The 23675-nt window shown below is 68.7% G+C and carries 20 protein-coding genes; 10 read left to right on the top strand and 10 right to left on the bottom strand.

Features of this window, described 5'->3' with window-relative positions; genetic code table 11:
* Window positions 1–17: 17 nt before the first annotated feature.
* From AC5Y4Z_RS06135 to AC5Y4Z_RS06110, 6 genes are all read left to right on the top strand, one after another.
* On the top strand, window positions 18–3005 hold the full coding sequence (locus tag AC5Y4Z_RS06135; RefSeq protein WP_499961464.1) for an MMPL/RND family transporter: 2988 nt from the start codon (window positions 18–20) through the stop codon (window positions 3003–3005).
* Between the two features lie 40 nt (window positions 3006–3045).
* Window positions 3046–4176: an acyltransferase PE gene (gene pe / locus AC5Y4Z_RS06130; protein ID WP_499961461.1), complete on the top strand. Its 1131-nt coding sequence runs from the start codon at window positions 3046–3048 to the stop codon at window positions 4174–4176.
* Window positions 4177–4218: 42 nt separating this feature from the next.
* Window positions 4219–5967 (top strand): AMP-binding protein, encoded by a 1749-nt coding sequence (locus AC5Y4Z_RS06125; protein WP_499961459.1) that lies wholly within the window; start codon window positions 4219–4221, stop codon window positions 5965–5967.
* Between the two features lie 85 nt (window positions 5968–6052).
* Entirely contained in the window at window positions 6053–7105 is a 1053-nt protein-coding gene (locus tag AC5Y4Z_RS06120; protein ID WP_499961454.1) for an NAD(P)H-dependent amine dehydrogenase family protein, read from the top strand.
* A 140-nt stretch (window positions 7106–7245) separates the two neighbouring features.
* On the top strand, window positions 7246–7674 hold the full coding sequence (locus AC5Y4Z_RS06115) for an MmpS family transport accessory protein (protein WP_499961862.1): 429 nt from the start codon (window positions 7246–7248) through the stop codon (window positions 7672–7674).
* Window positions 7671–10574 carry an MMPL/RND family transporter gene (locus AC5Y4Z_RS06110; RefSeq protein ID WP_499961450.1) on the top strand — a complete coding sequence of 968 codons (2904 nt, stop codon included), beginning with the start codon at window positions 7671–7673 and terminating at the stop codon, window positions 10572–10574. The genes AC5Y4Z_RS06115 and AC5Y4Z_RS06110 overlap by 4 nt, the downstream gene beginning before the upstream one ends.
* Here AC5Y4Z_RS06110 and AC5Y4Z_RS06105 read toward each other — a convergent pair.
* Genes AC5Y4Z_RS06105 through nadD form a run of 5 tightly spaced genes read right to left on the bottom strand, consistent with a single transcriptional unit; the run spans window position 10571 to window position 13829 of the window.
* Window positions 10571–11404, bottom strand: coding sequence for a DegV family protein (locus AC5Y4Z_RS06105; protein WP_499961446.1), 834 nt, complete (start codon window positions 11402–11404; stop codon window positions 10571–10573). The two genes, AC5Y4Z_RS06110 and AC5Y4Z_RS06105, sit on opposite strands and share 4 nt — an antisense overlap.
* A gap of 5 nt (window positions 11405–11409) precedes the next feature.
* Complete coding sequence (gene octT / locus AC5Y4Z_RS06100) at window positions 11410–12147, bottom strand: diglucosylglycerate octanoyltransferase (RefSeq protein WP_499961443.1); 738 nt, start codon at window positions 12145–12147, stop codon at window positions 11410–11412.
* Complete coding sequence (gene gpgP, locus AC5Y4Z_RS06095) at window positions 12137–12808, bottom strand: glucosyl-3-phosphoglycerate phosphatase (RefSeq protein WP_499961441.1); 672 nt, start codon at window positions 12806–12808, stop codon at window positions 12137–12139. Before gpgP ends, octT begins: the two co-directional genes overlap by 11 nt.
* The gene (gene rsfS, locus AC5Y4Z_RS06090) at window positions 12805–13200 is read right to left on the bottom strand and encodes a ribosome silencing factor (protein WP_499961439.1); all 396 of its coding nucleotides are present in this window, start codon (window positions 13198–13200) and stop codon (window positions 12805–12807) included. The genes gpgP and rsfS overlap by 4 nt, the downstream gene beginning before the upstream one ends.
* Window positions 13197–13829 carry a nicotinate-nucleotide adenylyltransferase gene (nadD, locus tag AC5Y4Z_RS06085; RefSeq protein ID WP_499961860.1) on the bottom strand — a complete coding sequence of 211 codons (633 nt, stop codon included), beginning with the start codon at window positions 13827–13829 and terminating at the stop codon, window positions 13197–13199. The genes rsfS and nadD overlap by 4 nt, the downstream gene beginning before the upstream one ends.
* A gap of 54 nt (window positions 13830–13883) precedes the next feature.
* Between nadD and AC5Y4Z_RS06080 the strand changes: the two genes are divergently transcribed.
* Both AC5Y4Z_RS06080 and AC5Y4Z_RS06075 read left to right on the top strand, forming a co-directional pair.
* On the top strand, window positions 13884–14117 hold the full coding sequence (locus AC5Y4Z_RS06080; protein WP_499961436.1) for an AbrB/MazE/SpoVT family DNA-binding domain-containing protein: 234 nt from the start codon (window positions 13884–13886) through the stop codon (window positions 14115–14117).
* Complete coding sequence (locus AC5Y4Z_RS06075) at window positions 14101–14529, top strand: type II toxin-antitoxin system VapC family toxin (protein ID WP_499961434.1); 429 nt, start codon at window positions 14101–14103, stop codon at window positions 14527–14529. Before AC5Y4Z_RS06080 ends, AC5Y4Z_RS06075 begins: the two co-directional genes overlap by 17 nt.
* Window positions 14530–14605: 76 nt before the next feature.
* Here the strand turns inward: AC5Y4Z_RS06075 and AC5Y4Z_RS06070 are convergent, their stop codons facing one another.
* The 5 genes from AC5Y4Z_RS06070 to AC5Y4Z_RS06050 all read right to left on the bottom strand — a co-directional run bounded on the left by AC5Y4Z_RS06070 (window position 14606) and on the right by AC5Y4Z_RS06050 (window position 21922).
* Complete coding sequence (locus AC5Y4Z_RS06070; RefSeq protein ID WP_499961432.1) at window positions 14606–16051, bottom strand: vWA domain-containing protein; 1446 nt, start codon at window positions 16049–16051, stop codon at window positions 14606–14608.
* On the bottom strand, window positions 16052–16927 hold the full coding sequence (locus AC5Y4Z_RS06065) for an AAA family ATPase (protein ID WP_499961430.1): 876 nt from the start codon (window positions 16925–16927) through the stop codon (window positions 16052–16054).
* Window positions 16928–16958: 31 nt separating this feature from the next.
* Entirely contained in the window at window positions 16959–18206 is a 1248-nt protein-coding gene (locus tag AC5Y4Z_RS06060) for a glutamate-5-semialdehyde dehydrogenase (protein WP_499961428.1), read from the bottom strand.
* Window positions 18207–18275: 69 nt separating this feature from the next.
* Window positions 18276–19679: a mechanosensitive ion channel family protein gene (locus AC5Y4Z_RS06055; RefSeq protein WP_499961426.1), complete on the bottom strand. Its 1404-nt coding sequence runs from the start codon at window positions 19677–19679 to the stop codon at window positions 18276–18278.
* Window positions 19679–21922, bottom strand: a complete 2244-nt coding sequence (locus tag AC5Y4Z_RS06050; RefSeq protein ID WP_499961425.1) for an adenylate/guanylate cyclase domain-containing protein — start codon at window positions 21920–21922, stop codon at window positions 19679–19681. Before AC5Y4Z_RS06050 ends, AC5Y4Z_RS06055 begins: the two co-directional genes overlap by 1 nt.
* Window positions 21923–22053: 131 nt before the next feature.
* Here AC5Y4Z_RS06050 and AC5Y4Z_RS06045 point away from each other — a divergent pair, with 131 nt between their 5' ends.
* Window positions 22054–22956 carry a ribokinase gene (locus AC5Y4Z_RS06045; RefSeq protein ID WP_499961423.1) on the top strand — a complete coding sequence of 301 codons (903 nt, stop codon included), beginning with the start codon at window positions 22054–22056 and terminating at the stop codon, window positions 22954–22956.
* 52 nt (window positions 22957–23008) lie between these two features.
* The gene (locus tag AC5Y4Z_RS06040; RefSeq protein ID WP_499961422.1) at window positions 23009–23626 is read left to right on the top strand and encodes a methyltransferase family protein; all 618 of its coding nucleotides are present in this window, start codon (window positions 23009–23011) and stop codon (window positions 23624–23626) included.
* Window positions 23627–23675 lie beyond the last annotated feature (49 nt).

Below are 23675 nucleotides of genomic sequence, written 5' to 3'. Positions count from 1 at the left end.
CCCGGGGTGAGGGCGATATGCGACGGCTAACCGATTTTGTGGTGCGGTGGCCGTGGGCGGTGATCGGGATCTGGATCGCGATCGCGGTCGCGGCCCCCCTGACGCTGCCCTCCCTGAACGAGATGGCCCAGAAACATCCGCTCGCCATCCTGCCCAGCGACGCGCCGTCGAGCGTCACCGCCCGCAAGATGGCCGAGGCGTTTCACGAATCGGGCTCCGAAGACCTCCTGCTGGTGGTCCTGACCGACGACCGGGGGCTCGGCCCCGCCGACGAGGCCGCCTACCGCAACCTGGTGGACGCGCTGCGCCGCGACGCCCGAAACGTCGTGATGGTGCAGGACTTCGTCAGCACCCCGGCCCTGCGCTCGGTGGTGACCAGCAAGGACAACAAGGCGTGGGTGCTGCCGGTCGGAGTGGCCGGCGAATTGGGCACGCCGCAGTCGTACGCCGCCTTCAACCAGATCGCCGACGTCGTCAAACACACGTTGGAGCACGCCCCGCCGGGCTCGCACCTCACCGTGAATCTCACCGGTCCCGCGGCGACCGTCGCCGACCTGACCGTCGCCGGCAACCGCGATCGGCTTCCGATCGAGTTGGCGATCGGCGTGCTGGTTCTCATCGTCCTGCTGGTGGTGTACCGCAGCGCGGTCACCATGGTGTTGCCGCTGATCACCATCGGGTTGTCCCTGGTGATCGCGCAGGCGCTGGTGGCCGGCTACTCGCAGCTGACCGGCTCGGGGGTCTCGAACCAGTCCATCGTGTTTCTCAGCGCCATCATGGCCGGCGCCGGAACGGATTACGCGGTCTTTCTGATCAGCCGCTATCACGACTATCTGCGCTCGGGCGCGAGCCACGACCAGGCGGTCCGGCGGGCGATGATCTCGATCGGCAAGGTGATCGCCGCGTCCGCGGCCACCGTCGGAATCACCTTCCTCTTGATCAGCTTCGCCCGGATGGGCGTGTTCAAGACGGTCGGGGCGTCGTCGGCGATCGGGATCGGGGTGGCCTTTTTGGCGGCGGTGACGCTGCTGCCGGCGATCCTGGTGGTGGCCGGGCCGCGCGGCTGGGTCAAGCCGCGGCGGGAACTGACCGCCGGGTTCTGGCGGCGTTCGGGCATCCGCATCGCGCGCCGCCCGAGGGTCCACCTGGTCGCCAGCGTGCTGGTGTTGATCCTGCTGGCCTGCTGCTCGGGCCTGGTGCGCTACAACTACGACGACCGCAAGGCCCTGCGTCCCTCGGCTCCGAGCTCGATCGGATACGCCGCGCTGGACCGCCACTTCCCGGTCAACCAGTCCATCCCGGAATACATCCTCGTCCAGTCGCCGCATGACCTGCGCACGCCGCACGCCCTGGCGGACCTGGAGCAGATGGCCGACCGGGTCAGCCAGCTGCCGAACATCGCCGCGGTCAGCGGCATCACCCGTCCCACCGGGAACGTGCCCGAGCAGTTCCGGGCCACCTATCAGGCGGGCGCGATCGGCTCCCTGTTGGCCACCGGGTCGACCATGATCAACGACCACACCAGCGACCTCAACCGGCTGGCCGCCGGGGCCGGCACGCTGGCCGACAACCTCGGCGACGTCCGCGGCAAGGTCAACCAGCTCGCCGCCGGGGTGCAGGAACTGGAGAACGCCTTCTCCTCGGCGAAGAACCAGTACAGCGGCGACGCGCTGGTCAAGGAGGTCGACCTCGCGGCGCAACTCATCGACCACGTCAACTCGCTCAGCAACGCCATGGGCTGGAACTTCTCGGCCGGCAAGAACCTGTTCGCCTGGATCGGCCCGGTGCTGGCCGCGCTGCAGGGCAACCCGATCTGCGATGCCGACGCGTCGTGCGCCGCCACCCGCGGGACTTTCGAGCGGCTGACCGGCGGGCGCGACCAGGCAGACCTCGACGCGATCGACGATCTGGCCCACCAGTTGCAGGACTACCCGGACAAGCGGGCGCTGAAGGCGTCGACGGACCGCCTGCGTGCCGCGCTGACCAAGCTCACCAACGTGCTGCGGTCCCTGGGGATGGACCAGCCCGGCGGGCTGCAGGCGAACCTGGACAAGCTGCAGGACGGCGCCAACCGGTTCGCCGGGGGCAGCCGGGAGGTGGCCGACGCCGTGGCCCAGCTCGTCGACCAGGTCAAACAGCTCGGCGCCGGGCTCAGCGAGTCGGCGGCATTCCTGCTGTCGCTGAAACGGGACGCCGCGCAACCGGCGATGGCCGGGTTCAACATCCCGGCCCAGCTGCTGCATCTGGAGGAGTTCCAGAAGGCCGCCAAGGTTTTCATCTCGCCGGACGGCCACACGGTGCGGTATCTGGTCCAGACCAAGCTCAACCCGTTCAGCACCGAAGCCATGGACCAGGTCAACGCGATCACCGCGACCGCCCGGGGAGCCCAGGCCAACACCGCGTTGGCGGACGCCACGGTGTCGATGTCCGGATACACCGTCGGGCTGAAGGACACGCGCGACTACTACCAGCACGACATCCGGTTCATCATCGCGGTGACCCTGCTCGTCGTGCTGCTGACCCTGGTCGCGCTGCTGCGCGCCGTCGTCGCGCCGTTGTATCTGGTTGCTTCCGTGGTCATTTCGTATCTGTCGGCGGTGGGCATCGGCGTGCTGGTGTTCCAATTCCTGCTGGGCCAGCATTTGCATTGGAGCGTGCCGCCGCTGGCCTTCGTGGTGTTGGTCGCGGTGGGGGCCGACTACAACATGCTGCTCGTGTCACGCATGCGTGACGAGTCTCCGAACAGCTTGCGCTACGGCATCATCCGCACCCTGGGGTCGACGGGCGGGGTGATCACCGCCGCGGGCCTGATCTTCGCCGCCTCGATGTGCGGGCTCTTGTTCTCCAGCATCGGCACCGTGGTCCAGGGCGGCTTCGTGATCGGCGTGGGGATCCTGCTGGACACCTTCCTGGTGCGCACCATCACGGTTCCCGCGCTGGCCGCGCTGATCGGGCGCGCGAACTGGTGGCCGTCCCGTCGCAGCCGGATTAGCGGGCGCCCATGACGTATGTGAAACTAGAGAAGCCGATCGGTCAGGGGTAGGGATGAGGAAACTCCTCGCAGGAGTCACTGCGTTGGTAACTGTCGGCGCCACAGGGTGTTTCGGCGTGAACACCGCGACGGCCGACGACACGCCGATCGGCGGTCCGCCGACCCCCGGGGCGCCGGGCGACCAGACCGCGTTCGCCCTCGGCGGCGCGCACGTCCTGGGCATCCCCTACGACGAGTACATCCGCCAGGAGGGCGCCCAGTGGTTCCCCGGCCAGAAGCGCGAAATCATCGGCTACCCGGCGGGGCAGGTTCAGGGCCACGTCCTCGAGCGGCTCTTCCCCGGCATCGGCAAGGTCGGCGACGAGATCTTCCCCGGTTTGGGTCTGGACGGCCCCAGCGTTGGCGAGTCGGTCGACGTGGGAGTGGACAACCTGGTTGCCGCGATCAAGACCGGTCGCCCGGGAACGGCCATCGGGCTGTCCGAGGGCGGGTTCGTGGTCGACGGCGCGCAGGCCCGGCTGGCGACCGATCCGACCGCTCCGCCGCCGAACACGCTGAACTTCGCCACGTTCGGTGACCCGATCGGGCATCACGCCTTCGGCCAGAGTTTCCTGACCGCCATGTTCCCGGTCGGCAGCACCGTTCCCGCGCTGGACTACACCATGCCGCCGCCCTACGAGAGCCAGTACGACACCAACAGGTTCGTCGCCGCATACGACTCGATCGCGGACTTCCCCGACCGGCCGGACAACTTGTTCGCGTTCGCCAACACGCTGATGGGCCTGGCCACCGGCCACACCGCGGTGGCCTTCACCAACCCGAGCATGGTGCCGCCCCAGAACATCAGGTCCACGATCAACTCCAGGGGCGCGAAAGACACCACGATCATGGTCCCGGAGAAGCACTTGCCGCTGGTGATGCCGCTGAAATACATCGGGATCCCCGAGGACACGCTGAACAAGCTCGACGCAATCCTGATCCCCCGCGTGAACGCCGGCTATTCGCGCAACGACGACCCGTCGACCGCCCCGATCCAGGTCGACCCGGTGCACGGCTTCGATCCGGCGGAAGTCACCGCGCCGGCCAACCAGGCGACCTTCGGTGGCGGCGCCGACCCGTTCTCGCAGATCCTCGCGGGTGCGTTGTCCGTGTTGTCGCACGCCCCGGGCCAAGCGGACCACTGACCGAAGAACCGACCTGTTCGACCAAGCGAGTACGGACGTAACGTGACGCCTGCGCCCCATTCATCCATCCTGTCGATGCTGCACGGACGTGCCAGCCTGCGGCCCAACGACGTCGCGTTCACGTTCATCGACTACGCCGAGGACCCCGAGGGGGTCCGCGAGGAGCTGACGTGGTCGCAGCTGTCGCGCCGAACGCTGAACCTCGCACGCGGGCTCGCCCTGCACGGATCGGCCGGAGACCGGGCGGTGATCCTGGCTCCCCAGAGCCTCGATTACATCGTGGCGTTCCTGGGATCCATGCAGGCCGGGCTGATCGCGGTTCCGCTCCCGTTGCCGCACCGCGGCTCGAGCCACGAGCGCGTCGGTGCGGTGCTCGCCGACGCGTCGCCCGCGGTGGTGCTCACCACGTCGGCGGTCGCGGAGGACATCCGCGAATACGTGGACCGGGCGGGCCTGGAAACCGCGCCCACGATCGTCGAGGTCGACTCGATGAACCTGGACGCCGACGGCGGAATGGCCGGTCCCACAGCCGATTTCCCCAGCATCGCCTACCTGCAGTACAGCTCTGGCTCGACCCGGCTGCCGGCCGGGGTGATGATCTCGCACCGCAATCTGAAGGTCAATTTCGAGCAGCTGATGCGCAGCTTCTTCGCCGACTCCCACGTCAAGGCCCCCGCGAACCTCACCATCGTTTCGTGGTTGCCCTTCTACCACGACATGGGTCTGGTGCTGGGGGTCTGCGCGCCGATCCTGGGCGGCTACCGCGGTGAACTGATGAGCCCCGTCGCGTTCTTGGAACGGCCGGCCAGATGGGTGCGATCGTTGGCCGGAAGCCCGTCTACGTGGTCGGCGGCGCCCAATTTCGCGTTCGCCCTGGCGGCCCGCAAGACCACCGACCACGACCTGGACGGCCTCGACCTCGGTGGGGTGGTGGGCATCATTAGCGGCGCCGAACGGGTCGAGCCGGCCACGCTGCACCGTTTCGTTGATCGGTTCGCCCACTTCAACTTTCGGGACCACATGATGCGTCCCTCGTACGGGTTGGCCGAGGCGACCGTCTTCGTGACGGCCGGCATGTGGAGCGAGTCAGCGGACGCGGCACGTTTCGATCTCGAGGAGCTGTCCGCGGGCCGCGCCCGGCGATGTCCGGGCGGGACCGGCACGGAGTTGGTCAAATACCAAGTGCCGCAATCACCCACGCTGCGGATCGTCGACGCCGACACCCATCGCGAGCTGCCGCCGGGCTCCGTCGGCGAGATCTGGATAGCGGGGCCCAACGTCGCCGACGGCTACTGGCGCAAACCGCCGGAGGAGCAGCGCTGCTTCGGCGCAAGGCTGATGGACCCGTCGCCGGGCACCCCGGACGGGCCCTGGCTGAGGACCGGCGACCTGGGTTTCCTCTGCGAGGGCGCGCTGTACATCGTCGGGCGCATCAAGGATCTGCTGATCATCCGCGGGCGCAATCACTACCCCGAGGACATCGAGGCCACGGTCCAGGAGATCACCGGCGGGCGGGTCGCGGCGATCTCGGTTCCGGTGCACAGCACCGAGAAGCTGGTCACCGTCATCGAGCTCAAGAAGCGCGGCGATTCCGACGAGGACGCGACGCGCTGGCTCACCTGCGTCAAGAGCGACGTCACCTCCGCGATCTCCAACGCGCACGGCTTGAACGTCGGCGACCTCGTGCTGGTGCAGCCCGGATCCATCCCCACCACGACGAGCGGCAAGATCCGGCGCGCCGCCTGCGTCGAGCAGTACCGTCAGGACCAGTTCACCCGCTTGGACGCCTGATCCCGCCGCTGGGAGCGCCCGGCTCGCGTGCACGGCAACCCCGGTTGCTCATAATGTGTCAACCGCACCGGCAAAGGAGCCCCCGATGAGCAGCGCAGACCGACCGTTTCGTGTGATCCAGTGGACGACCGGCAACATCGGGCGGCGGTCGCTGCACGCCATCATCGGCAGGCCGGACATGGAACTCGTCGGCGTCTACGCCCACGGCCAGGACAAGGTGGGCGTGGACGCCGCCGAGCTTGCCGGCTGGCCCGAGCCCACGGGAGTCAAGGCCACCAACGACATCGACGCGCTGGTGGCCCTGCGGCCGGACGCGTGTTGCTATAACCCGTTGTGGCCCAACCTTGACGAACTCGTGCTGCTGCTCGAGTCGGGCGTCAATGTGTGCACCAGCGCCGCCTGGATCACCGGCGGCAAGCAGACACCGGAGGACCGCAAGCGCATCGAGGACGCCTGCCGGCGGGGCGGTTCGACGATCTTCGGCAGCGGCGCGCATCCCGGCATGACGAACATGGTCGGCATGGTGCTGTCCGCCTCCTGCGAGCGCGTCGACGAGATCCGCATCACCGAGTCGGTGGACTGCTCGACCTACGAGTCGGCGGAAACCCAGACGGCGATGGGGTTCTCGCAGGATCCCGACACCCCCGGGCTGGCCGAGAGCGTCCGAAGGGAAAGCGAGGTGTTCGCGGAGTCGGCGGCGATGATGGCCGACGCGATCGGCGCCAAGCTGGACCGGATGACCTTCGACGTCACCTTCACCGCGGCCACCGCCGATTCCGACCTCGGCTTCATGAAGATCCCCGCGGGAACGGTCGGCAGCGTCTACGGCTACCACCGCGGCTGGGAGGGGGACCGCAACGTCGTCAGCGTCGGGTTCAACTGGACCATGGGCAGCCACGTGGTTCCGCCCAAGCCCCTCGAACACGGCCACGTCATCCAGGTGTTCGGGTTGCCCAACATGCGCACCGTCCTGCACTGCCTGCCGCCGAAGGATTGGACGGAGCCCGGATTCATGGGACTGGGAATGATCTACACCGCGATGCCGGTTACCAATGCAGTTCCGGCGGTGGTGGCGGCCAGACCGGGGATCGTGACGCTCGCCGATTTGCCGCCGGTCACCGGCCGGGTGCCGCGCTAGACGGGCGCCCCCGGAGGAACGGCTTCGTGCCTTAAGGTCTACGATGCTTAGCTGAGCAAAGGTTCTGCCGGCAACGCGACGGCGGGGCCGCGCAGCGGCGAGGGGAAGGCGGTCAGGTGGCTAAACCGAATGCCGGCGCCATGACCCGCGCCGTCAAGCGGGCCTGGATACCGCTGGTGCTGGTGGTCGTGCTGGCGGTGTCGGGATTGGTCGTGTCGCGGCTGCACAAGCTCTTCGGCTCGGAGGACCTCAACACAAACGCCGGCAAGGGGATCGAGATCGTGCAGTTCAACCCGAAGGTCGTCGTCTACGAGATCTCCGGCCCGCCCGGCGCCACCGCCAACATCAACTACTGGGACGAGAACGCGAACACCCATCAGATCAACAACGTCCCGCTGCCGTGGTCGACCACGATCTCGACCACGCTGCCGTCGGTGAGCGCCAACATCATGGCGCAAAGCGACGGCAGCCGGATCGACTGCAAGATCATCGTGGACGGTGTGGTCCGCGACCACCAGAATTCCGACGGCCATAACGCCCAGACCTTCTGCCTGGTGAAGTCCGCATGACCGAGATCAACAAGATGGACCGCGACGTGAGCACCGCGGACACGGGCCCGATCAGCACCCGGGGCCTGTCCAAGGCCGAGCGCGGCCACCGCCCCTACCTGCCCCATGCGATCCGCATCTTCGCGATCCCGATCATCCTGGTCTGGGTGTTCGTGACGGTCCTGGTGAACGTCATCGTTCCGACGCTGGAAAAGGTCGGCGAGGCGCACTCGGCGCCGATGACCCCGCTGGACGCGCCGTCGATGAAGGCGATGATGCGCCTGGGCCACAACTTCCACGAATTCGATTCCAACAGCACGGTGATGATCGTCTTGGAGGGCCAACAGCCCCTGGGCCAAGACGCACACCGCTACTACGACAAGCTGATTCGAGACCTCCGCCAGGATCCCAAGCACATCCAGCACATCCAGGACTTCTGGGGCGACCGGCTCACCGCGGCCGGCGCGCAGAGCGCGGACGCCAAGGGCGCCTACGTGATGATCAACCTGGCCGGCAACCAGGGCACCACGCTGGCCAACGAGTCGGTGGACGCGGTGCGCAAGGTGATCGACGACAACAAGGCGCCGCCCGGCGTGAAGGCGTACGTCACCGGTCCCGCGGCCCTGTCCGACGACATGCACATCATCGGCAACGCCAGCCTGGCCAAGATCACGCTGTTCACCCTGGGCGCGATCGCCATCATGTTGCTGCTGGTCTACCGGTCCATCGTCACGACGCTCGTCCAGCTGTTCATGACCTTTGTCGCCCTGGCCTGCTCACGAGGCGTCGTCGCGGTTCTGGCGTATCACAACGCATTCGGGCTCACCACGTTCGCCGCCAACATCCTCACCATGCTGGCGATCGCGGCCGGGACGGACTACGGGATCTTCCTCATCGGCCGCTATCAGGAGGCGCTGCGCGCCGGCGAGGACCGAGAAACCGCGTACTACACCACGTTTAAGGGCGTCGCCCCGGTGGTGTTGGGCTCGGGCCTGACCATTGCCGGCGCGACCTACTGCCTGAGTTTCACGCGGCTGCCGTGGTTCAACACCATGGGCGCCCCGGTGGCGATCGGGATGCTGGTCGTGGTGCTGGCCGGGCTGACGCTGGGGCCCGCGGTGGTCTTCATCGGCAGCCGCTTCCATCTCTTCGAGTCCAAACGGGCGGTCAAGCGAAGCGGGCTGTGGCGACGGGTGGGCACCGCGGTAGTGCGTTGGCCCGCACCGGTTTTGGCCGTCAGCGCCGCCGTCGTCCTGGTCGGCATGGTCGCGCTGCCGAGCTACAAGACCAGCTACAACGACCGTTACTACCTGCCGACCTCGGCCCCGTCGAATCTCGGGCAGGCGGCCGCGGACCGGCATTTCTCGCAGGCCCGGATGAACCCCGACATGCTGATGGTCGAGTCCGACCACGACATGCGCAACCCGGCCGACATGCTGGTGTTGGATCGCGTCGCCAAGAACGAGATGCGCACGCTCGGCATCGCCATGGTCCAGGACATCACCAGGCCGCTGGGCATTCCGATTCAGCACAGCTCGATCCCGTTCCAGAACAGCATGCAAAGCCAGACGACCATGCAGAACATGTCCTTCCTCAAGGACCGCATGGGCGACATCCTCAAGATGGCCGACGAGTTGCAGGTCCAGATCAACTACACCGAGCGGCTGTACGCGATCACCAAGGACCTGTCCAGTGCCGCCGACGACAGCGCCAAGACGACGGAGGAAACGTCGCAGATCACCGACGAACTGCGCAACCACATCGCCGATTTCGACGACTTCTGGCGGCCGATCAAGTCGTACTTCTATTGGGAGAAGCACTGCTTCGACATCCCGATGTGCTGGTCGATCCGGTCCCTGTGGGACTCGCTGGACGGGTTCGACGAGCTCGCCGGGAAGTTCCACGAGCTGTCGGCGGACATCAACCGCACCGCCGCCGCGACCCACGAGATGCTGGTGATCATCCCCACGATGATCTCGACGCTGAAGACCACCAAGGGCATCACGCTGACGCTGTACCAGACGTTCTCGGCGATGCTCAACCAGATGGACGCCATGAGCAACACCGCCATCGTCATGGGCCAGAGCTTCGACGCCTCCAAGAACGACGACTTCTTCTACCTGCCGCCGGAGGCCTTCGACAACCCGGACTTCCAGACCGGCCTGCGGATGTTCCTGTCCCCCGACGGTAAGTCGGCGCGGTTCTTCATCACCCACCAGAGCGATCCCATGACGCCGGAAGGCATTTCGCGCGTCGACGCGGAGCGCACGGCGGCCCAGGAAGGGCTCAAGCAGTCGTCGCTGTCGGACGCCCGGGTCTATCTCGGTGGCACCGCCCCGACCTTCCGGGACATGGCCGACGGCGAGAAATACGACCTGATGATCGCGGTGATCGCGTCGCTGACGCTGATCTTCATGATCATGCTGCTGCTGACCCGAAGCGTGGTCGCCGCGCTGGTGATCGTCGGGACCGCGGCCAGTTCGATCGCCGCGTCGTTCGGGCTGTCGGTGCTCATCTGGCAGGACCTGTTCGGCATCAGGATCCACTGGATCGTGATGGCGCTGTCGGTGATCATCCTGCTGGCCGTCGGCTCCGACTACAACCTGCTACTGGTCTCCCGGTTCAAAGAGGAGATCCACGCCGGCCTCAAGACCGGGATCATCCGGTCGATGGCCGGCACCGGCGGGGTGGTGACGGCGGCGGGCCTGGTGTTCGCCTTCACCATGGCGTCCATGCTGGGCAGCGACCTGCGCGTGCTCGGCCAGTTCGGATCGACGGTCTGCATCGGCCTGCTGCTCGACACGCTGATCGTGCGGACGCTGCTGATGCCGTCGATCGCGACGCTGCTGGGGCGGTGGTTCTGGTGGCCGCAGGTCGTGCACCCGCGCGGTGACAACGCGCGGCGCGCGGTACCGGCCTAGGCGTCCGGAAGCTCCAGACAGACCGCCACTGCCCCCGCGCCGACGTGCAGCGCGAGCACCGGCCCTAGCGGGGTGATGATCGCCCGCTCACACGCCGGTAGCCGCTCCGCCAGCGTCGCCGCCACTTCCTTGGCGCCGTCGGGGTTGGCGACGTGGTGCACCGCCAGCGCGGCCGGGCCGTCGCCGACGGCCTCGCAGACCCGGTCGATCATCGCCGCGGTGGCGTGGGTGACGGTGCGGACCCGTTGGGCCAGAACGAGTTTCCCGTCGTCGATGCGCAGCAGCGGCTTGAGGGACAGCGCGGTGCCCAGCCACGCCTTGGCCCCGCCGATCCGCCCGCTGCGGCGCAGGTTATCCAGCCGGTGCACCACCACGAACGCGCGGCCGCGCGACACGGCCGACGCCGCGGCGCCGGCGACGGCGTCTAAATCACCACCCGCGGCCGCCGCGCGGGCGGCGGCCAGCGCGACGAAGCCCGTGCCCATCGCGGTCGACCGCGAGTCGATCACCCGCACGTGGGCGTCGAGGTCGGCCGCCGTCCGCTGGGCCGCGCCGCAGGTTCCCGACAGTGCGGCCGAAAGGTGTACCGCCACAACGCCGTCGCCACCGCTGTCGGCCAGCGCCTGCTGGTAGGCGTTGGCCAACTCGGCCGGGGTGGCCGCCGCGGTGGTGGCGTTCTGCTTGTAGATGTCCTCCGGAATGTCGTCCACACCGTCGCGCAGGTCGTGGCCGTCGAGCAGGATGTGCAGCGGAACGACCCGGATCGCCCACTTTTCGAGCAGCTCGGCGGGCAGCCGCGACGACGCATCGGTCACCACCACGACAGTCACGAGCGCTACCCGCGCGACTTCTCGTTGAACACCCCAGCTTCGGCCAGCGCCTTGAGCATCAGCTCCGCGACCGCCTGGTGTGCCTCGAAATTCCAGTGGATGCCGTCGGGGTTACCGCGCCCGCTCATCACCTGTTCGGCCACAGCGGCTTTGAGATCCACCAGCGGAATGTCGTGTTGGTGCGCCCAGTCGGTGATCGCGGCGACCGTCCCCGCGCGGCCGTGGTGGGCCATGCCGTACGTCTCGGCGATGTGCACCGACGGCAGCGACGCCACGATCGGGATGCCGGGGCGGTTGAAATCGATTGCGCCGCGGGTCTGTTCGAGGTATTCGGCGCTCAGGTGCGGCGGCAGCGCCGACCGCGCCACCGGCGAGAGCCTGGGCTGCAGCCAGGCGTAGCCGTCGCGGGCCCAGCGCCGCAGCCACGGCGGGCGCACGTAGCGGATCAGCTCGCGCAGCGCGGTCGGCAACACCGACGGCAGCGAATCCATCCCGCCGGTCGCAAAGATCACCGCGCCCGCCCGGGGCAGCGCCGCCCACGCCCGCGGGTCCTGCGTCGCCGCCCACCACACGTCGCGACAGGTCCAGCCGATCCGACCGATCAGCTCCACATCCCAACCCAGTTGGGCGGCAACGATATTGGGCCAGATGCGTGGATCGTCGGCGGGCAGCCCGCCGGTGGGTCCGTAATAGGACAGCGAATCGGCGAATATCAGCAGCGTCGGCCGGGATTCAGAGGACATCGTTCGCCACCTGGGCCGAGGCGTTCCACACGTCGAGGCGCCAGCGGATGCCGTCGAGGTCGGCGCGATCGTCGGAGTGCCCGGACAGCTGCACCCAGCTCGCGTTGCCCATGCCGCCCAGGATCGGCCAGTTGGCCACCGGCAGCCCCAGCAGCGCCGCCGACAGCGCGGCGATCAACCCGCCGTGGGCGACCAGCACCACCGGCCGATCCGGGTGCTGCGAATCCCCCCAATCCGGCTCCCCGGACACCAGTTCGGCGATCAACGGCCGGCTCCGCGCGGCCACGTCGACGCGGCTCTCGCCGCCATGCGGCGCCCGCGTCGCGTCCTCACGCCAGGCCAGCCGGGCGCCGGGTGCCTCCGCGTCGATCTGCAAGTGCGTCAGGCCCTGCCAGTCGCCGAGGTGCGTCTCCCGGATCCGCTCGTCCACCCGGACCTGCAGGCCCGTCCGCTCCCCCAGCTTGACCGCCGTGTCGTAGGCGCGCCGCAGATCCGACGACACGATCAGCAGCGGCTGCAGCTTGCCCAGCACCTCGGCGGCGGCGACCGCCTGCGCGCGGCCCAACTCGCTCAGCTGGGTGTCCAGCTGGCCCTGCATGCGGCTGCCGAGGTTGTAGTCGGTCTGGCCGTGGCGCAGCATCACCAGCCGTCTGATTCTCACGGCGCGCCCACCGACCCGTCGGGCGCCCCCGGTTCGTCGAGGTCCACCGGCACCGTCGGGCAGTCACCCCACAGCCGGTCCAGCGCGTAGAAGTTGCGGTCGTCCTGATGCTGGATGTGCACGACGATGTCGCGGTAGTCCAGCAGGGTCCAGCGCCCCTCGCGGGCGCCCTCGCGCCGCGCCGGCTTGTAGCCCGCCCTGCGCATCTTCTCCTCGACCTCGTCGACGATGGCGTTGACCTGCCGCTCGTTGGACGCCGAGGCGATGACGAAGCAGTCGGTGATGACCAGTTGGCCCGAGACGTCTATGACGACGACGTCGTTGGCGAGTTTCGCGGCGGCCGCGCCGGCGGCGACGGTCGCCATGTCGATCGCCTCCCGGGTGGCGCTCACGCGGACCCCTCGCCGCCGGGCTTGGTGTACAGCCGCCGCTTTGAGACGTACTGCACGACGCCGTCGGGCATCAGGTACCACAGCGGGCGGTGCTGCTCGGCCCGCCGGCGGCAGTCGGTCGACGAGATCGCCAGCGCCGGAATCTCGACCAGCGTCAGCGCGTCCTCGGTCAGCTCGCCCAGCACGGCGGTGATGTGTTCGCGGCGCAGTTCGTAGCCGGGCCGGCTGACGCCGATGAAACGCGCCAGCGCGAACAGCTCGTCCCAGCCCTGCCACGACAGGATGGACTCCAGCGCGTCGGCGCCGGTGATGAAGTACAGCTCGGAGTCGGGGTTCAGCGCGTGCAGGTCGCGCAGCGTGTCCCGGGTGTAGGTCGGCCCGGCGCGGTCGATGTCGACGCGGCTCACCGAAAAGCGGGGATTGGACGCGGTGGCGATCACCGTCATCAGATACCGGTCCTCGGCGGCCGAGACGTTCCGGTCCTTCTGCCAGGGCTGCCCGCTGGGCACGAACACCACTTCGTCGAGGTCGAACAGGTCGGCGACCTCGCTGGCGGCGACCAGGTGGCCGTAATGGATGGGATCGAACGTCCCGCCCATCACTCCCAGCCTGCGCAGCCGCTTTTGCACGATGTGCCAGCTTACTGGAGTAGTCAGCCGTGGCATGGATGGTAGGTTTTAGGCATGCGGGCAACCATTGACAAGGCAGGACGATTGGTTATCCCTAAGCGGCTGCGTGACCATCTGGGACTCCGGCCGGGTGAGGTCGAAGTAACGACCGATGGTGCGGCACTGCGCGTCGAGCCGCTCGCAGGCGACTCGCTCGAAGAGCGCGAGGGGCGCTTCGTCATACCTGCCGGCGGTGCGGAGATCAACGACGACCTTGTGCGGGCACTGCGCGATGCCGACCAGCGGTAAAACCGCAACGGTGCTCGTTGACACGAGCGTCGCCGTCGCACTGGTGGTGGCCGATCACGACCATCACGAAGACGCCTTCCAGGCGCTGCGCGGCCGGACCTTGGGGCTGGCCGGCCACGCCGCATTCGAAACGTTCTCCGTGCTGACACGCCTGCCGCCGCCGGCTCGCCGGACTCCGGCTACGGTGGCGCACTTGCTTGCCAACACCTTCCCCGAAACGAAGTTCCTCCGCCCCGCTGCCGCCGCGTCGCTCCTGGGGACGCTCGGAACGGCAGGCATCGCCGGTGGCTCGGTGTATGACGCACTTGTCGGCGCCGTCGCGAACGAGCATCGGCTCACGCTCGCGACCCGCGACCGACGCGCCATGGAGGTCTATCGCACGCTCGAAGTGGACGTCGAGCTGCTTGGGTGAGCGCCGACCGCGAAAGTGCCACTGACGACGCATTCCCCGAGAGGCACCGTCTGCAGTTGCACTCTCGCGGCAGAATTCACACCGGCAGGAGCTGGTCGATCACGGCGGCCAGTTGCTTGGCCGAGCGGCATTCGTGCATCGCGATGACATCCTGGTAGCGCGGCACCGCCGAGTCGCCGCTGCCCCACAGGTGCCGTGGCTCGGGGTTGAGCCAGTGCGCGTGCCGGCTGGCGGTCACCATGTCGGCCAGCACGTCGATGGCCGGGTCGCGATAGTTGGTGCGCCCGTCGCCCAGCACCAGCAGCGAGCTGCGCGGCGACAGCGCGTTCGGGTGGGCCTGCAGGAACGAGACGAACGCGTTGCCGTAGTCGGAGTGCCCGTCGCGGCTGTAGACGCCGGCCTCCCGGGTGATGCGCTGGATCGCCACGGCCAGGTCGGCTTCGGGCCCGAACATGTGCGTCACCTCGTCGGTGGTGTCGATGAACGCGAACACCCGGACGCGGGAGAACTGTTGGCGCAGGGCGTGCACCAGCAGCAGGGTGAAGTGGCTGAACCCGGCGACCGAACCCGAAACGTCGCACAGCACCACCAGTTCGGGGCGCGCCGGGCGGGGCTTGGCCAGCACCACGTCGATCGGCACGCCCCCGGTGGACATGGACTTGCGCAGCGTCTTGCGCAGGTCGATCGTCCCGGCCCGCGAGCGGCGCCGCCGCGCCGCCAGCCGGGTGGCCAGGGTGCGGGCCAGCGGCGCCACGACCCGTTGCATCTGGCGCAGCTGCTCGCCCGAGGCGCGCAGGAACTCGACGTTCTCGGAAAGCTGTGGGATGCCGTACATCTGGACGTGGTCGCGGCCGAGCTGCTCGGCGGTGCGGCGCTTGGTCTCAGCGTCGACCATCTTGCGCAGCTGCGTGATCCGCTGCGCGGCAAGCGCTTTGGCGATCTGCTCCTGGGTGGGCGTGGGTTCGTCGCCGTAGGGGGCCAGCAGCCCCGCGAGCAGCTTGCCCTCCAACTCGTCCAGCGCCATCGCCTTGAGCGCCTGATACGACGAGAACGACGGGCCGCGGCTCGAGCTGTATTTGCCGTAGGCCTCCACGATCCGGGCGATCATCGCGACCAGCCGCTCGTCCATGTCGGCCAGCTCGGGGTTTTCGGTGAGCAGGTCCAGCAGCATCTGGCGCATCGCCTCGACATCGTCGGCCGGCAGGGAGGCCTCGCCGGACTCGTCGGCTTCGGCTTCTGTGACTACCGCCCTTGCGCCCAGCGCCGCGGGGAACCACAGGTCGAACATGGCGTCGTAGGTCTCGCGGTGATCGGGGCGGCGCAGCACCGCGCAGGCGATGCCCTCGCGCAGCACCTCGCGGTCGCCCAGGCCGAGGGTGGCCATTACCCGCCCGGCGTCCACCGTCTCCGACGGGCCCACCGAGATCCCCGCTCCGCGAAGCGCTTCCACGAAACCGACCAGGTGGCCCGGCAGCCCGTGCGGGGCGAGCGGGCGGCTGGGGCGGATGCGGCGGGCGGCCATCTAGTTCAGCCTGAGCTCGCCGGCCGCGCGCTGCTGGTCGGATTGGTGCTTGAGGACCACACCGAGCGTCTGGGCGACCACCGCGTCGTCGATGGTGTCCAGGCCCAGGGCGAGCAGGGTGCGGCCCCAGTCGATCGTCTCGGCGATGGACGGCACCTTCTTCAGCTGCATCCCGCGCAGCACGCCGATGATGCGCACCAGCTCCTCGGCCAGGTGCGCGGGCAGCTCGGGGACCCGGGACAACAGGATGCGGCGTTCCAGGTCGGGGCTCGGAAAGTCGATGTGCAAGAACAGGCAGCGGCGCTTGAGGGCCTCGGACAGCTCCCGGGTGGCGTTGGACGTCAGCACCACCAGCGGCGTCCGCTCGGCGGTGATGGTGCCCAGTTCGGGAACGGTCACCGCGAAGTCGCTCAAAACCTCGAGCAGCAGGCCCTCGATCTCGATGTCGGCCTTGTCGGTCTCGTCGATGAGCAGCACCGTCGGGTCGGTGCGCCGGATGGCGGTCAGCAGCGGGCGCTGCAGCAGGAACTCCTCGCTGAACACGTCGTCCTTGGTCTGGTCCCAGTCCCCCGAACCGGCCTGAATGCGCAGGATCTGCTTGGCGTGGTTCCACTCGTACAGCGCGCGCGCCTCGTCGACGCCCTCGTAGCACTGCAGGCGCACCAGCCCCGAGCCGGTGGCCTGGGCGATGGCGCGGGCCAGCTCGGTCTTGCCGACCCCGGCCGGGCCCTCCACCAGCAACGGCTTGCCGAGCCGGTCGGCCAAGAACACCGCCGTCGCGGTGGCAGTGTCGGGTAGGTAACCGGTCTCGGCCAACCGTCGCGAGACGTCGTCGATGTCGGCGAACAGCGGCGCGGGCCGGGCGGGCACAGTCACGATCTGGGTTCTCCTAAAGCTTTGGGTGTCGTCAGGCCGGGCGGGTGTGCCCGTCTCCCCACGCGATCCACTTGGTCGAGGTCAATTCCGGCAACCCCATCGGGCCGCGCGCATGCAGCTTCTGCGTCGAGATACCGATCTCGGCGCCGAACCCGAACTGCTCGCCGTCGGTGAACGCCGTCGAGGCGTTGACCATCACCGCGGCGGAGTCGACGCCGTCGGTAAACCGTTGCGCCGCGGCCATGTTGGTGGTCACGATGGCCTCGGTGTGCCCGGTGCCGTATTCGTTGATGTGGTCGATCGCGGCGTCGACGCCGTCGACCACCGCCACCGCGATGTCCATCGACAGGTATTCGCGGCGCAGGTCGGCCTCGTCGGGGTTGAGGTGCACGGCCACCCCGGCGTCCTGCAGGACGCCCACCAGCCGCGGCATGGCCTCCCCGGCGATCGCCGCGTCGACCAGCAGCGTCTCGGCGGCGTTGCAGACGCTGGGCCGGCGGGTCTTGGAGTTCAGCAGGATCCGCTCGGCCACCTCCAGGTCGGCGGCCTCGTGCACGTAGACGTGGCAGTTGCCCACACCCGTCTCGATCGTGGGCACCTGGGCGTCGCGCACCACCGCGTCGATCAGGCTGGCCCCGCCGCGCGGGATCACCAGGTCGACCAGGCCGCGGGCCTGGATCAGGTGGGTGACCGTGGCGCGGTCGGCCGACGAGAGCAGTTGGACCGCGTCGGCGGGCAGGTCCTCACTGACCAGCGAGGCCCGCAGCACGTCGACGAGCGCCTGGTTGGACTTGGCCGCCGACGAACTCCCGCGCAGCAGCACGGCATTGCCGGACTTGAGCGCCAGGCCGAACGCGTCGACGGTGACGTTGGGCCGCCCCTCGTAGATCATCCCGACCACGCCCAGCGGAACCCGCTGCTGGCGCAGGTGCAGCCCGTTGGGCAGGGTGTAGCCGCGCAGCACCTCGCCGACCGGGTCGGGCAGCCCGGCGACCTGCCGCAGGCCGGCGGCGATGCCGTCGACGCGCTTGGCGTCCAGCGCCAGCCGGTCGAGCATCGCGGCCGGGGTGCCGGCGGCCCGGGCGGCCTCGAGGTCTTCGGCGTTGGCGGCCAGGATGCGCTCGGGGTGGGCGCCGACCGCGTCGGCCGCGGACTGCAACGCCACGTCCTTGGCGACGGTCGGCAGCAACGCCAGCGAGCGGGCGGCGACCCGGGCGCGGCGCGCGGCGTTGTGCACCTCCCGGCGCAGGTCAGGACGCGATGGGGCTTGCAGACTCATTGAACCAGGGTATCGGTCCGCGGCCGGCCGAGTTGGGCTGCCCCTGCACCGCACGCGCGCCGGGGCGCGTCAGCGTACCAGCTCGCCGCGCCGGGCCTTGCGCACCTTGCTCTGCCGCTCCTCGAGGATGTGCCCGAAGTTCTGCAGCAGCAACGGTTCTCGCATCACCAGGTGTTCGAGGTGTTCGCGGTCGATCACCAGCGCGGTGACCTCGTCGAGCGCGTAGGCGCTCGCGGTGTTGGGCTGACGGGTCAGCGCCGTCAGCCCCAGGAACGAGCCCTCGGACAGGGTGGTGATCGGCACGACCGACCCATCGTCGGCCGCGGCCGTCAGCTGCACGCGCCCGGCGATCAGGAAGGTCATTCCCGTGGGCACCTGACCGGGGTACTCCACGGTTTCGTCGGTGCCGAATCGCACCAGTTTCGCGCAGGAATACAGCGCCCGCTGCTCGTCGGCGTTGAGCCGCAGCGCCGGCGCCACCACCGTGCGCACCGCCTTTTCCACGCGTTCGGGGGTCGAATAGTCGTCGTCGCTGTTGTCCAGATGCAGTCCCTCGCGCCGCGTGGCGTACCAGATCCAGCGCAGAAACGTCGCGCGTGCGGCGCCGTCGTCGGCGGGCGAGTTCAGCCCGACGGAGGTGCGGTACTCGCCGCCGCCGATGGGCACCGTGCGGGGCACGCTGTCGCTTCGGAGCTGCGGCAGCCCGAGCGCGACGCGCGAGAGCACCGCGCACACCTGGTCGGGCGGGTCGGCGGGCGAAAACGTGGTTGTCATCGCCAGTTTGTGGCTGCCCGGGGGGCGGCTGAGGTTGGTGAACGCCGTGGTGGCCAGCACCGAGTTCGGCGTGACCCGCATCCCGTCGCCGGTGTCGATGTGCACGGCCCGCCAGTTCGCCTCGACGACGCGCCCCCGCGCCGTCCCGGTGTCCACCCAGTCGTTGAGCCGGAAGGGCTGCTCGAAGAGCATGAACAACCCGGACACGATCTGGCCGACGGAGTTCTGCAGCATCAGGCCGATGACCACCGACGTCACGCCCAGCGCGGTGAACAGGCCGGCGACCCGGACCCCCCAGACGTAGGACAGGATCAGCATCAGGCCCGCGCCGATCAGCGCGACGCGTCCCACGTCGAGGAAGATCGCCGGCAGCCGCTTGCGCCAGCTGTCTTCGGGCGCGCCCTCGAATACGGTCGCGTTGAGTCCCGAGAGCAACAACACCAGCACCAAAAAGCCGAACACGGTGGTCAGCAGGCGGACCGGGACGTCACCGGCCGGGATCTGGGAGGCCTTGACCAGCAGGAGCAGCAGCGCGCCCAGCGGCACCAGATAGTTGCGCAGCAGGCCGGCCTGACGGGCCAGGCGGCTGTTGCGGCGGGCCAGCGTGTGGTGCAGCTCGGTGAGAAAGATCAGCACGACCGGCAGCCCGACGGCGATCCCGACCGCCCAGTAGAACCAGGACGAATGCCAGGCGTTCATCATCGCTCCGACAACCGGTACATGGTCTGGTCGGCGCCGCCGACCGAGATGGTGCCGGCGGGCGTGAACTGCCGCACGTCGCGCATCGCCTCGTACACCGGGGCGCTGACGTAGATGCCGGGCTGCGGTGCGCCCCGGTGTATTTGGTAGGCCAGGCTCACCGCGGCGCCCCACATGTCGTAGACGAGGCTGGACCGGCCCACCAGCCCGCTGATGACGTTGCCGGTGTTGATGCCGACCCGCAGGCCGAGCTCGTGGCCCGTCTGGCTGTTGAACCGGTCGATGATATGCCGCATCTCGACGCCGAAGTCGACGCTGCGGTGAATGCTGTCCAGCCGCGGGGCGATCACCCCGCAGGTGGCGAGGTAGCCGTTGTGGAATGTGCGAATGCGTTCCACGCCAAGGGCTTCGGCCGCGGAATCGAACTGCCGGAACAGTTCGTCGACGATGCCCACCAATTCGTCGCCGGAAAGGTCGTTGGACAGCTCGTCGAGCCCGACGATGTCGGCGAAGATGACCGCCACGTCCTGGTGCTTCTGCGCGATGGTGGACTCGCCCTCGCGATAGCGCTGCAGGACGGACTCCGGCATCAGCGACAGCAGCAGGCGGTTGTTTTCGCCGCGCTGCTGGTTGAGCAGCTCCTCCTTGATCGCGAGGTTGCGGCTCATTTCGTTGAACGCCGCGGTGAGGTCGCCGATTTCGTCGCGCGCCATCACCGGGATGTTGACGTCATAGTCGCCGGAGCTGATCTTGCGCGTGCCCTCCTCCAGGCGCCGGACCGGCCGCACCGCCGCCTGCGCGATCATCATCGAGGCCACGCAGATGGCGAAAACCAGCGCGGTGATCGCGATCACGAGGGTCTTGCTGAACCTGCCCAGCCGCGCGAAGGCATCGGAGTCGTCGCGCGTCGCCAGCACCGACCAATGCAGGTCGGAGTCCGGAATATCCAGTGGGGCATAGGCTTCCAGCTCCCTATTGCCCATGTAATCGGTGGCGCTGACGGTGCCGCTTTCCCCGCGCTGGGCGGCCTTGAGGCCCGCGGTCGGCACCGGTTGCACCAACGTCGTGCCCCCCAGCCGGATCGCCTTCTCCACCACGTCCGGCGGGGTGCCGGCGGCGATGGCGTCGCGCTTGTATTCCTGCGGGTCTTCCAGGAATTCCCGTGAATCCGAACGCATCAGGTCATCGGGGCCGACCAGATACGTCTCGGTGGCCGCACCCATGCCGGCGGCCTGCCAGTGTTTGTCGGCGGTCATGATCTTGTTGATCTTCGCGATCGGCACCGGCAGTGCCATGACCCCGTCGATCTTTCCGTTCATCCCGACGGGCGACACCACCCACGCCGTGGGCGCGTCGATCGCCGGCTGGTACGGCTGGAAGTCGGTGATCCAGACGAAGTCGACGTCGTTGGAGCGCAGCGCCTTTTGGTATGCGTCGCGCAGATTGGATTCGCGATACGGGCCGGTGAGGATGTTGGTCCCGAGGTCTGGCCCCTTCATGACGGAGTAGACGACGTTGCCCTGCAAATCCAGCAGCAGCGCGTCGCGATAGTCGAAGCGGGTGACGATGCCGCGCATGTAAAAGTCGAAGCGGGCGTTGGCCGCCGACCACGCGCTGCCGTCGCCCGCGTCCGCGACGGGCAACGAGTCGTTGGCCGGCCGGGCTGGCGCGGTGTAGTACGCCTGCAGGTACCGCTGCGCCGGCGAGCTCGGCAGGACCGCGTTGAGGTCGATGACGTTGCCGGTCGTCCGCTTGATCGGCTCGAGCATCTGCTTCTCGTAATAGTCGACCAGAGACTGCTGTTGGGCCGGGCTGATGGTCGCGTTGGCCAACTGACCGAAGCCGGCGGTGAGCGCCGCCGTCTCCTCGGTCGCGCTGAACCCGCCGCTATAGACGACCAGGGAATTCGTCACCTCCCGGAAGAGCGCCTGGATCTGCCTCTTTTGCGACTCGCGCAACTCGATCAGCCGCTCGGCCTCGACTTCCCGCAACGCGTTGCGGCCCGACACCGCCCCGATGAGGCCGATCACGCCCACACCGAGGACGCCCGACAGCAGCATCGCCACCAGGATCTTGGACTGGATACCGAACCGGAAACGGTGCCACAGCAATGGCCGCCGCGGGCTCCTGAGAGTCGTTTCGGCGGGGGCGGATTCGGGCGCGCTTGCCGGAACGTTTTGCGGGGCGGTTTGCGCGGTAATTTCGGCGGCGCGTTCGGCGTCTTTCAGGTCGCTCGATGTCAATCGCTTTCCCTTCCCGTTACGGGATTTAGCACCGATTACGCAGCAGACTAACGCGCGAAGATCACGAAAATGGCGATTGCAGCAAAAGGATCAGCCAAAAGCGGTCCAGCCGCCCGACTAACGTCGACGCCATGGCGCGGGTTTGCGTGGTCGGCAGCGTGAACATGGATCTGACATTCGGTGTCGGCGCCCTACCGCGTCCGGGCGAGACGGTGCTCGCGTCGTCGTTGTCCACCGCGCCCGGCGGCAAGGGCGCCAACCAGGCCGTGGCCGCGGCGCGCGCGGGCGCGCTCGTCCAATTCGTCGGCGCGGTCGGCGACGACGCGGCCGCCGACCTGTTGCGGGCTCACCTGCGGGCCAACGGGGTTGGGCTCGACGCGACGGTGGCGACGCCCGGGCCGAGCGGGACGGCGGTCGTCGTGGTCGGCGCGGACGCCGAGAACGCCATCGTGGTGGCCCCCGGGGCGAACGCGCGGTTGACGCTGGGCGCCGCCGCGCACGAGGTGATCGCCGACTGCGATGTGCTGTTGACCCAGTTGGAGATTCCGGTGCAGGCGGCGGTCGCGGCGGCGCGCGCTGCCCACTCGGCCGGGGTGACCGTCATCGTCAACGCCTCACCCGCCGGCGGCGAGCGCGACCACCTGTCCGAATTGGCCGCGGTCGCGGACGTGGTGATCGCCAACGAGGCCGAGGCCGCACAATGGCCGTGGCGGCCAACCCACTTGGTGATCACGCTGGGTGCGCGCGGGGCCCGCTACGCGGGCGCCGACGGCGAGTTCGCCGTCCCGGCACCGGCGGTCACCGCGGTGGACACCGCGGGCGCGGGCGACGTGTTCGCCGGGGTGCTGGCCGCGCACTGGCCGCGTGAGGGCGGCGGCGATCCGGGGGCACGGACCGGGCGGCTGGCCGCGCTGCGGCGCGCCTGCGCCGCGGGCGCGCTGGCGACCCTGGCGCCCGGCGCCGGTGACTGCGCACCGCGCGCCGCGGCGATCGACGCGGCGCTGCGGGACGCTTCCGGTGAGCAAAGCCGCTGAGGTAACCTCGCACGCGATGACTTCGGTCATGGGAAAGGCCATGGGAACCTGCATGCCAGCAACAGCCGCCGCCGACATGGCCCTCGTGCTTTTCGCGATATTCGGCGTGCTCGGGTTCGGCTGGCGCAGTTGGCTGCAGTATCGGCGCACCGGCTCCACCGGCTTTCGCGGCATCAGCGCGGGCGGTTTTCTGGAGCGCGTCGCCGGGGTCGGCTTCGTCGTCGCGCTCGCGGTGGCGGTGAGCGCCCCAATCCTGCAGGAGCTCAAGGTCGTTGAGCCCGTCCGCCCGCTGAACGAGGTCTGGGTCCAGACCTTTGGCATCGTGGTGGCGACGGTGGGCATCGCGGCGACGGTGTACGCGCAACTGGAGATGGGTGATTCCTGGCGGATCGGCGTGGACACGAAGGAGACGACCACGCTGGTGCACACCGGGGTGTTCGGGCGCATCCGCAACCCGATCTACACCGCCATGTTCACGTTCGGCATCGGCATCGCCCTGGTGACCCCGAATGTCGTTGCCCTCGCCGGCCTCGTCCTGCTCGTCACCACGATCGAGTTGCAGGTGCGCCGCGTCGAGGAACCGTACCTGTTGCGGACCCACGGCGACGCCTATCGCGCCTACACGGCCAGTGTGGGGCGGTTCGTCCCGGGCGTGGGACTCATTCGCTGACGTTTGTCCGCCTCGCCACCGCGGGCCGCTGACCTGCGGTTGGCAGTAA

This window comes from Mycobacterium sp. NGS63, assembly GCF_059812295.1.
This window is presented reverse-complemented; position numbering and strand designations above follow the sequence as displayed.

Excerpts from the sequence above, each read along its gene's own strand:
- AC5Y4Z_RS06135 (WP_499961464.1), top strand. The coding sequence starts at position 18 with ATGCGACGGCTAACCGATTTTGTGGTGCGGTGGCCGTGGGCGGTGATC.
- pe (WP_499961461.1), top strand. The coding sequence starts at position 3,046 with ATGAGGAAACTCCTCGCAGGAGTCACTGCGTTGGTAACTGTCGGCGCC.
- AC5Y4Z_RS06120 (WP_499961454.1), top strand. The coding sequence starts at position 6,053 with ATGAGCAGCGCAGACCGACCGTTTCGTGTGATCCAGTGGACGACCGGC.
- AC5Y4Z_RS06115 (WP_499961862.1), top strand. The coding sequence starts at position 7,246 with ATGACCCGCGCCGTCAAGCGGGCCTGGATACCGCTGGTGCTGGTGGTC.
- AC5Y4Z_RS06110 (WP_499961450.1), top strand. The coding sequence starts at position 7,671 with ATGACCGAGATCAACAAGATGGACCGCGACGTGAGCACCGCGGACACG.
- octT (WP_499961443.1), bottom strand. The coding sequence starts at position 12,147 with ATGTCCTCTGAATCCCGGCCGACGCTGCTGATATTCGCCGATTCGCTG.
- AC5Y4Z_RS06080 (WP_499961436.1), top strand. The coding sequence starts at position 13,884 with ATGCGGGCAACCATTGACAAGGCAGGACGATTGGTTATCCCTAAGCGG.
- AC5Y4Z_RS06075 (WP_499961434.1), top strand. The coding sequence starts at position 14,101 with ATGCCGACCAGCGGTAAAACCGCAACGGTGCTCGTTGACACGAGCGTC.
- AC5Y4Z_RS06070 (WP_499961432.1), bottom strand. The coding sequence starts at position 16,051 with ATGGCCGCCCGCCGCATCCGCCCCAGCCGCCCGCTCGCCCCGCACGGG.
- AC5Y4Z_RS06060 (WP_499961428.1), bottom strand. The coding sequence starts at position 18,206 with ATGAGTCTGCAAGCCCCATCGCGTCCTGACCTGCGCCGGGAGGTGCAC.
- AC5Y4Z_RS06055 (WP_499961426.1), bottom strand. The coding sequence starts at position 19,679 with ATGAACGCCTGGCATTCGTCCTGGTTCTACTGGGCGGTCGGGATCGCC.
- AC5Y4Z_RS06045 (WP_499961423.1), top strand. The coding sequence starts at position 22,054 with ATGGCGCGGGTTTGCGTGGTCGGCAGCGTGAACATGGATCTGACATTC.
- AC5Y4Z_RS06040 (WP_499961422.1), top strand. The coding sequence starts at position 23,009 with ATGCCAGCAACAGCCGCCGCCGACATGGCCCTCGTGCTTTTCGCGATA.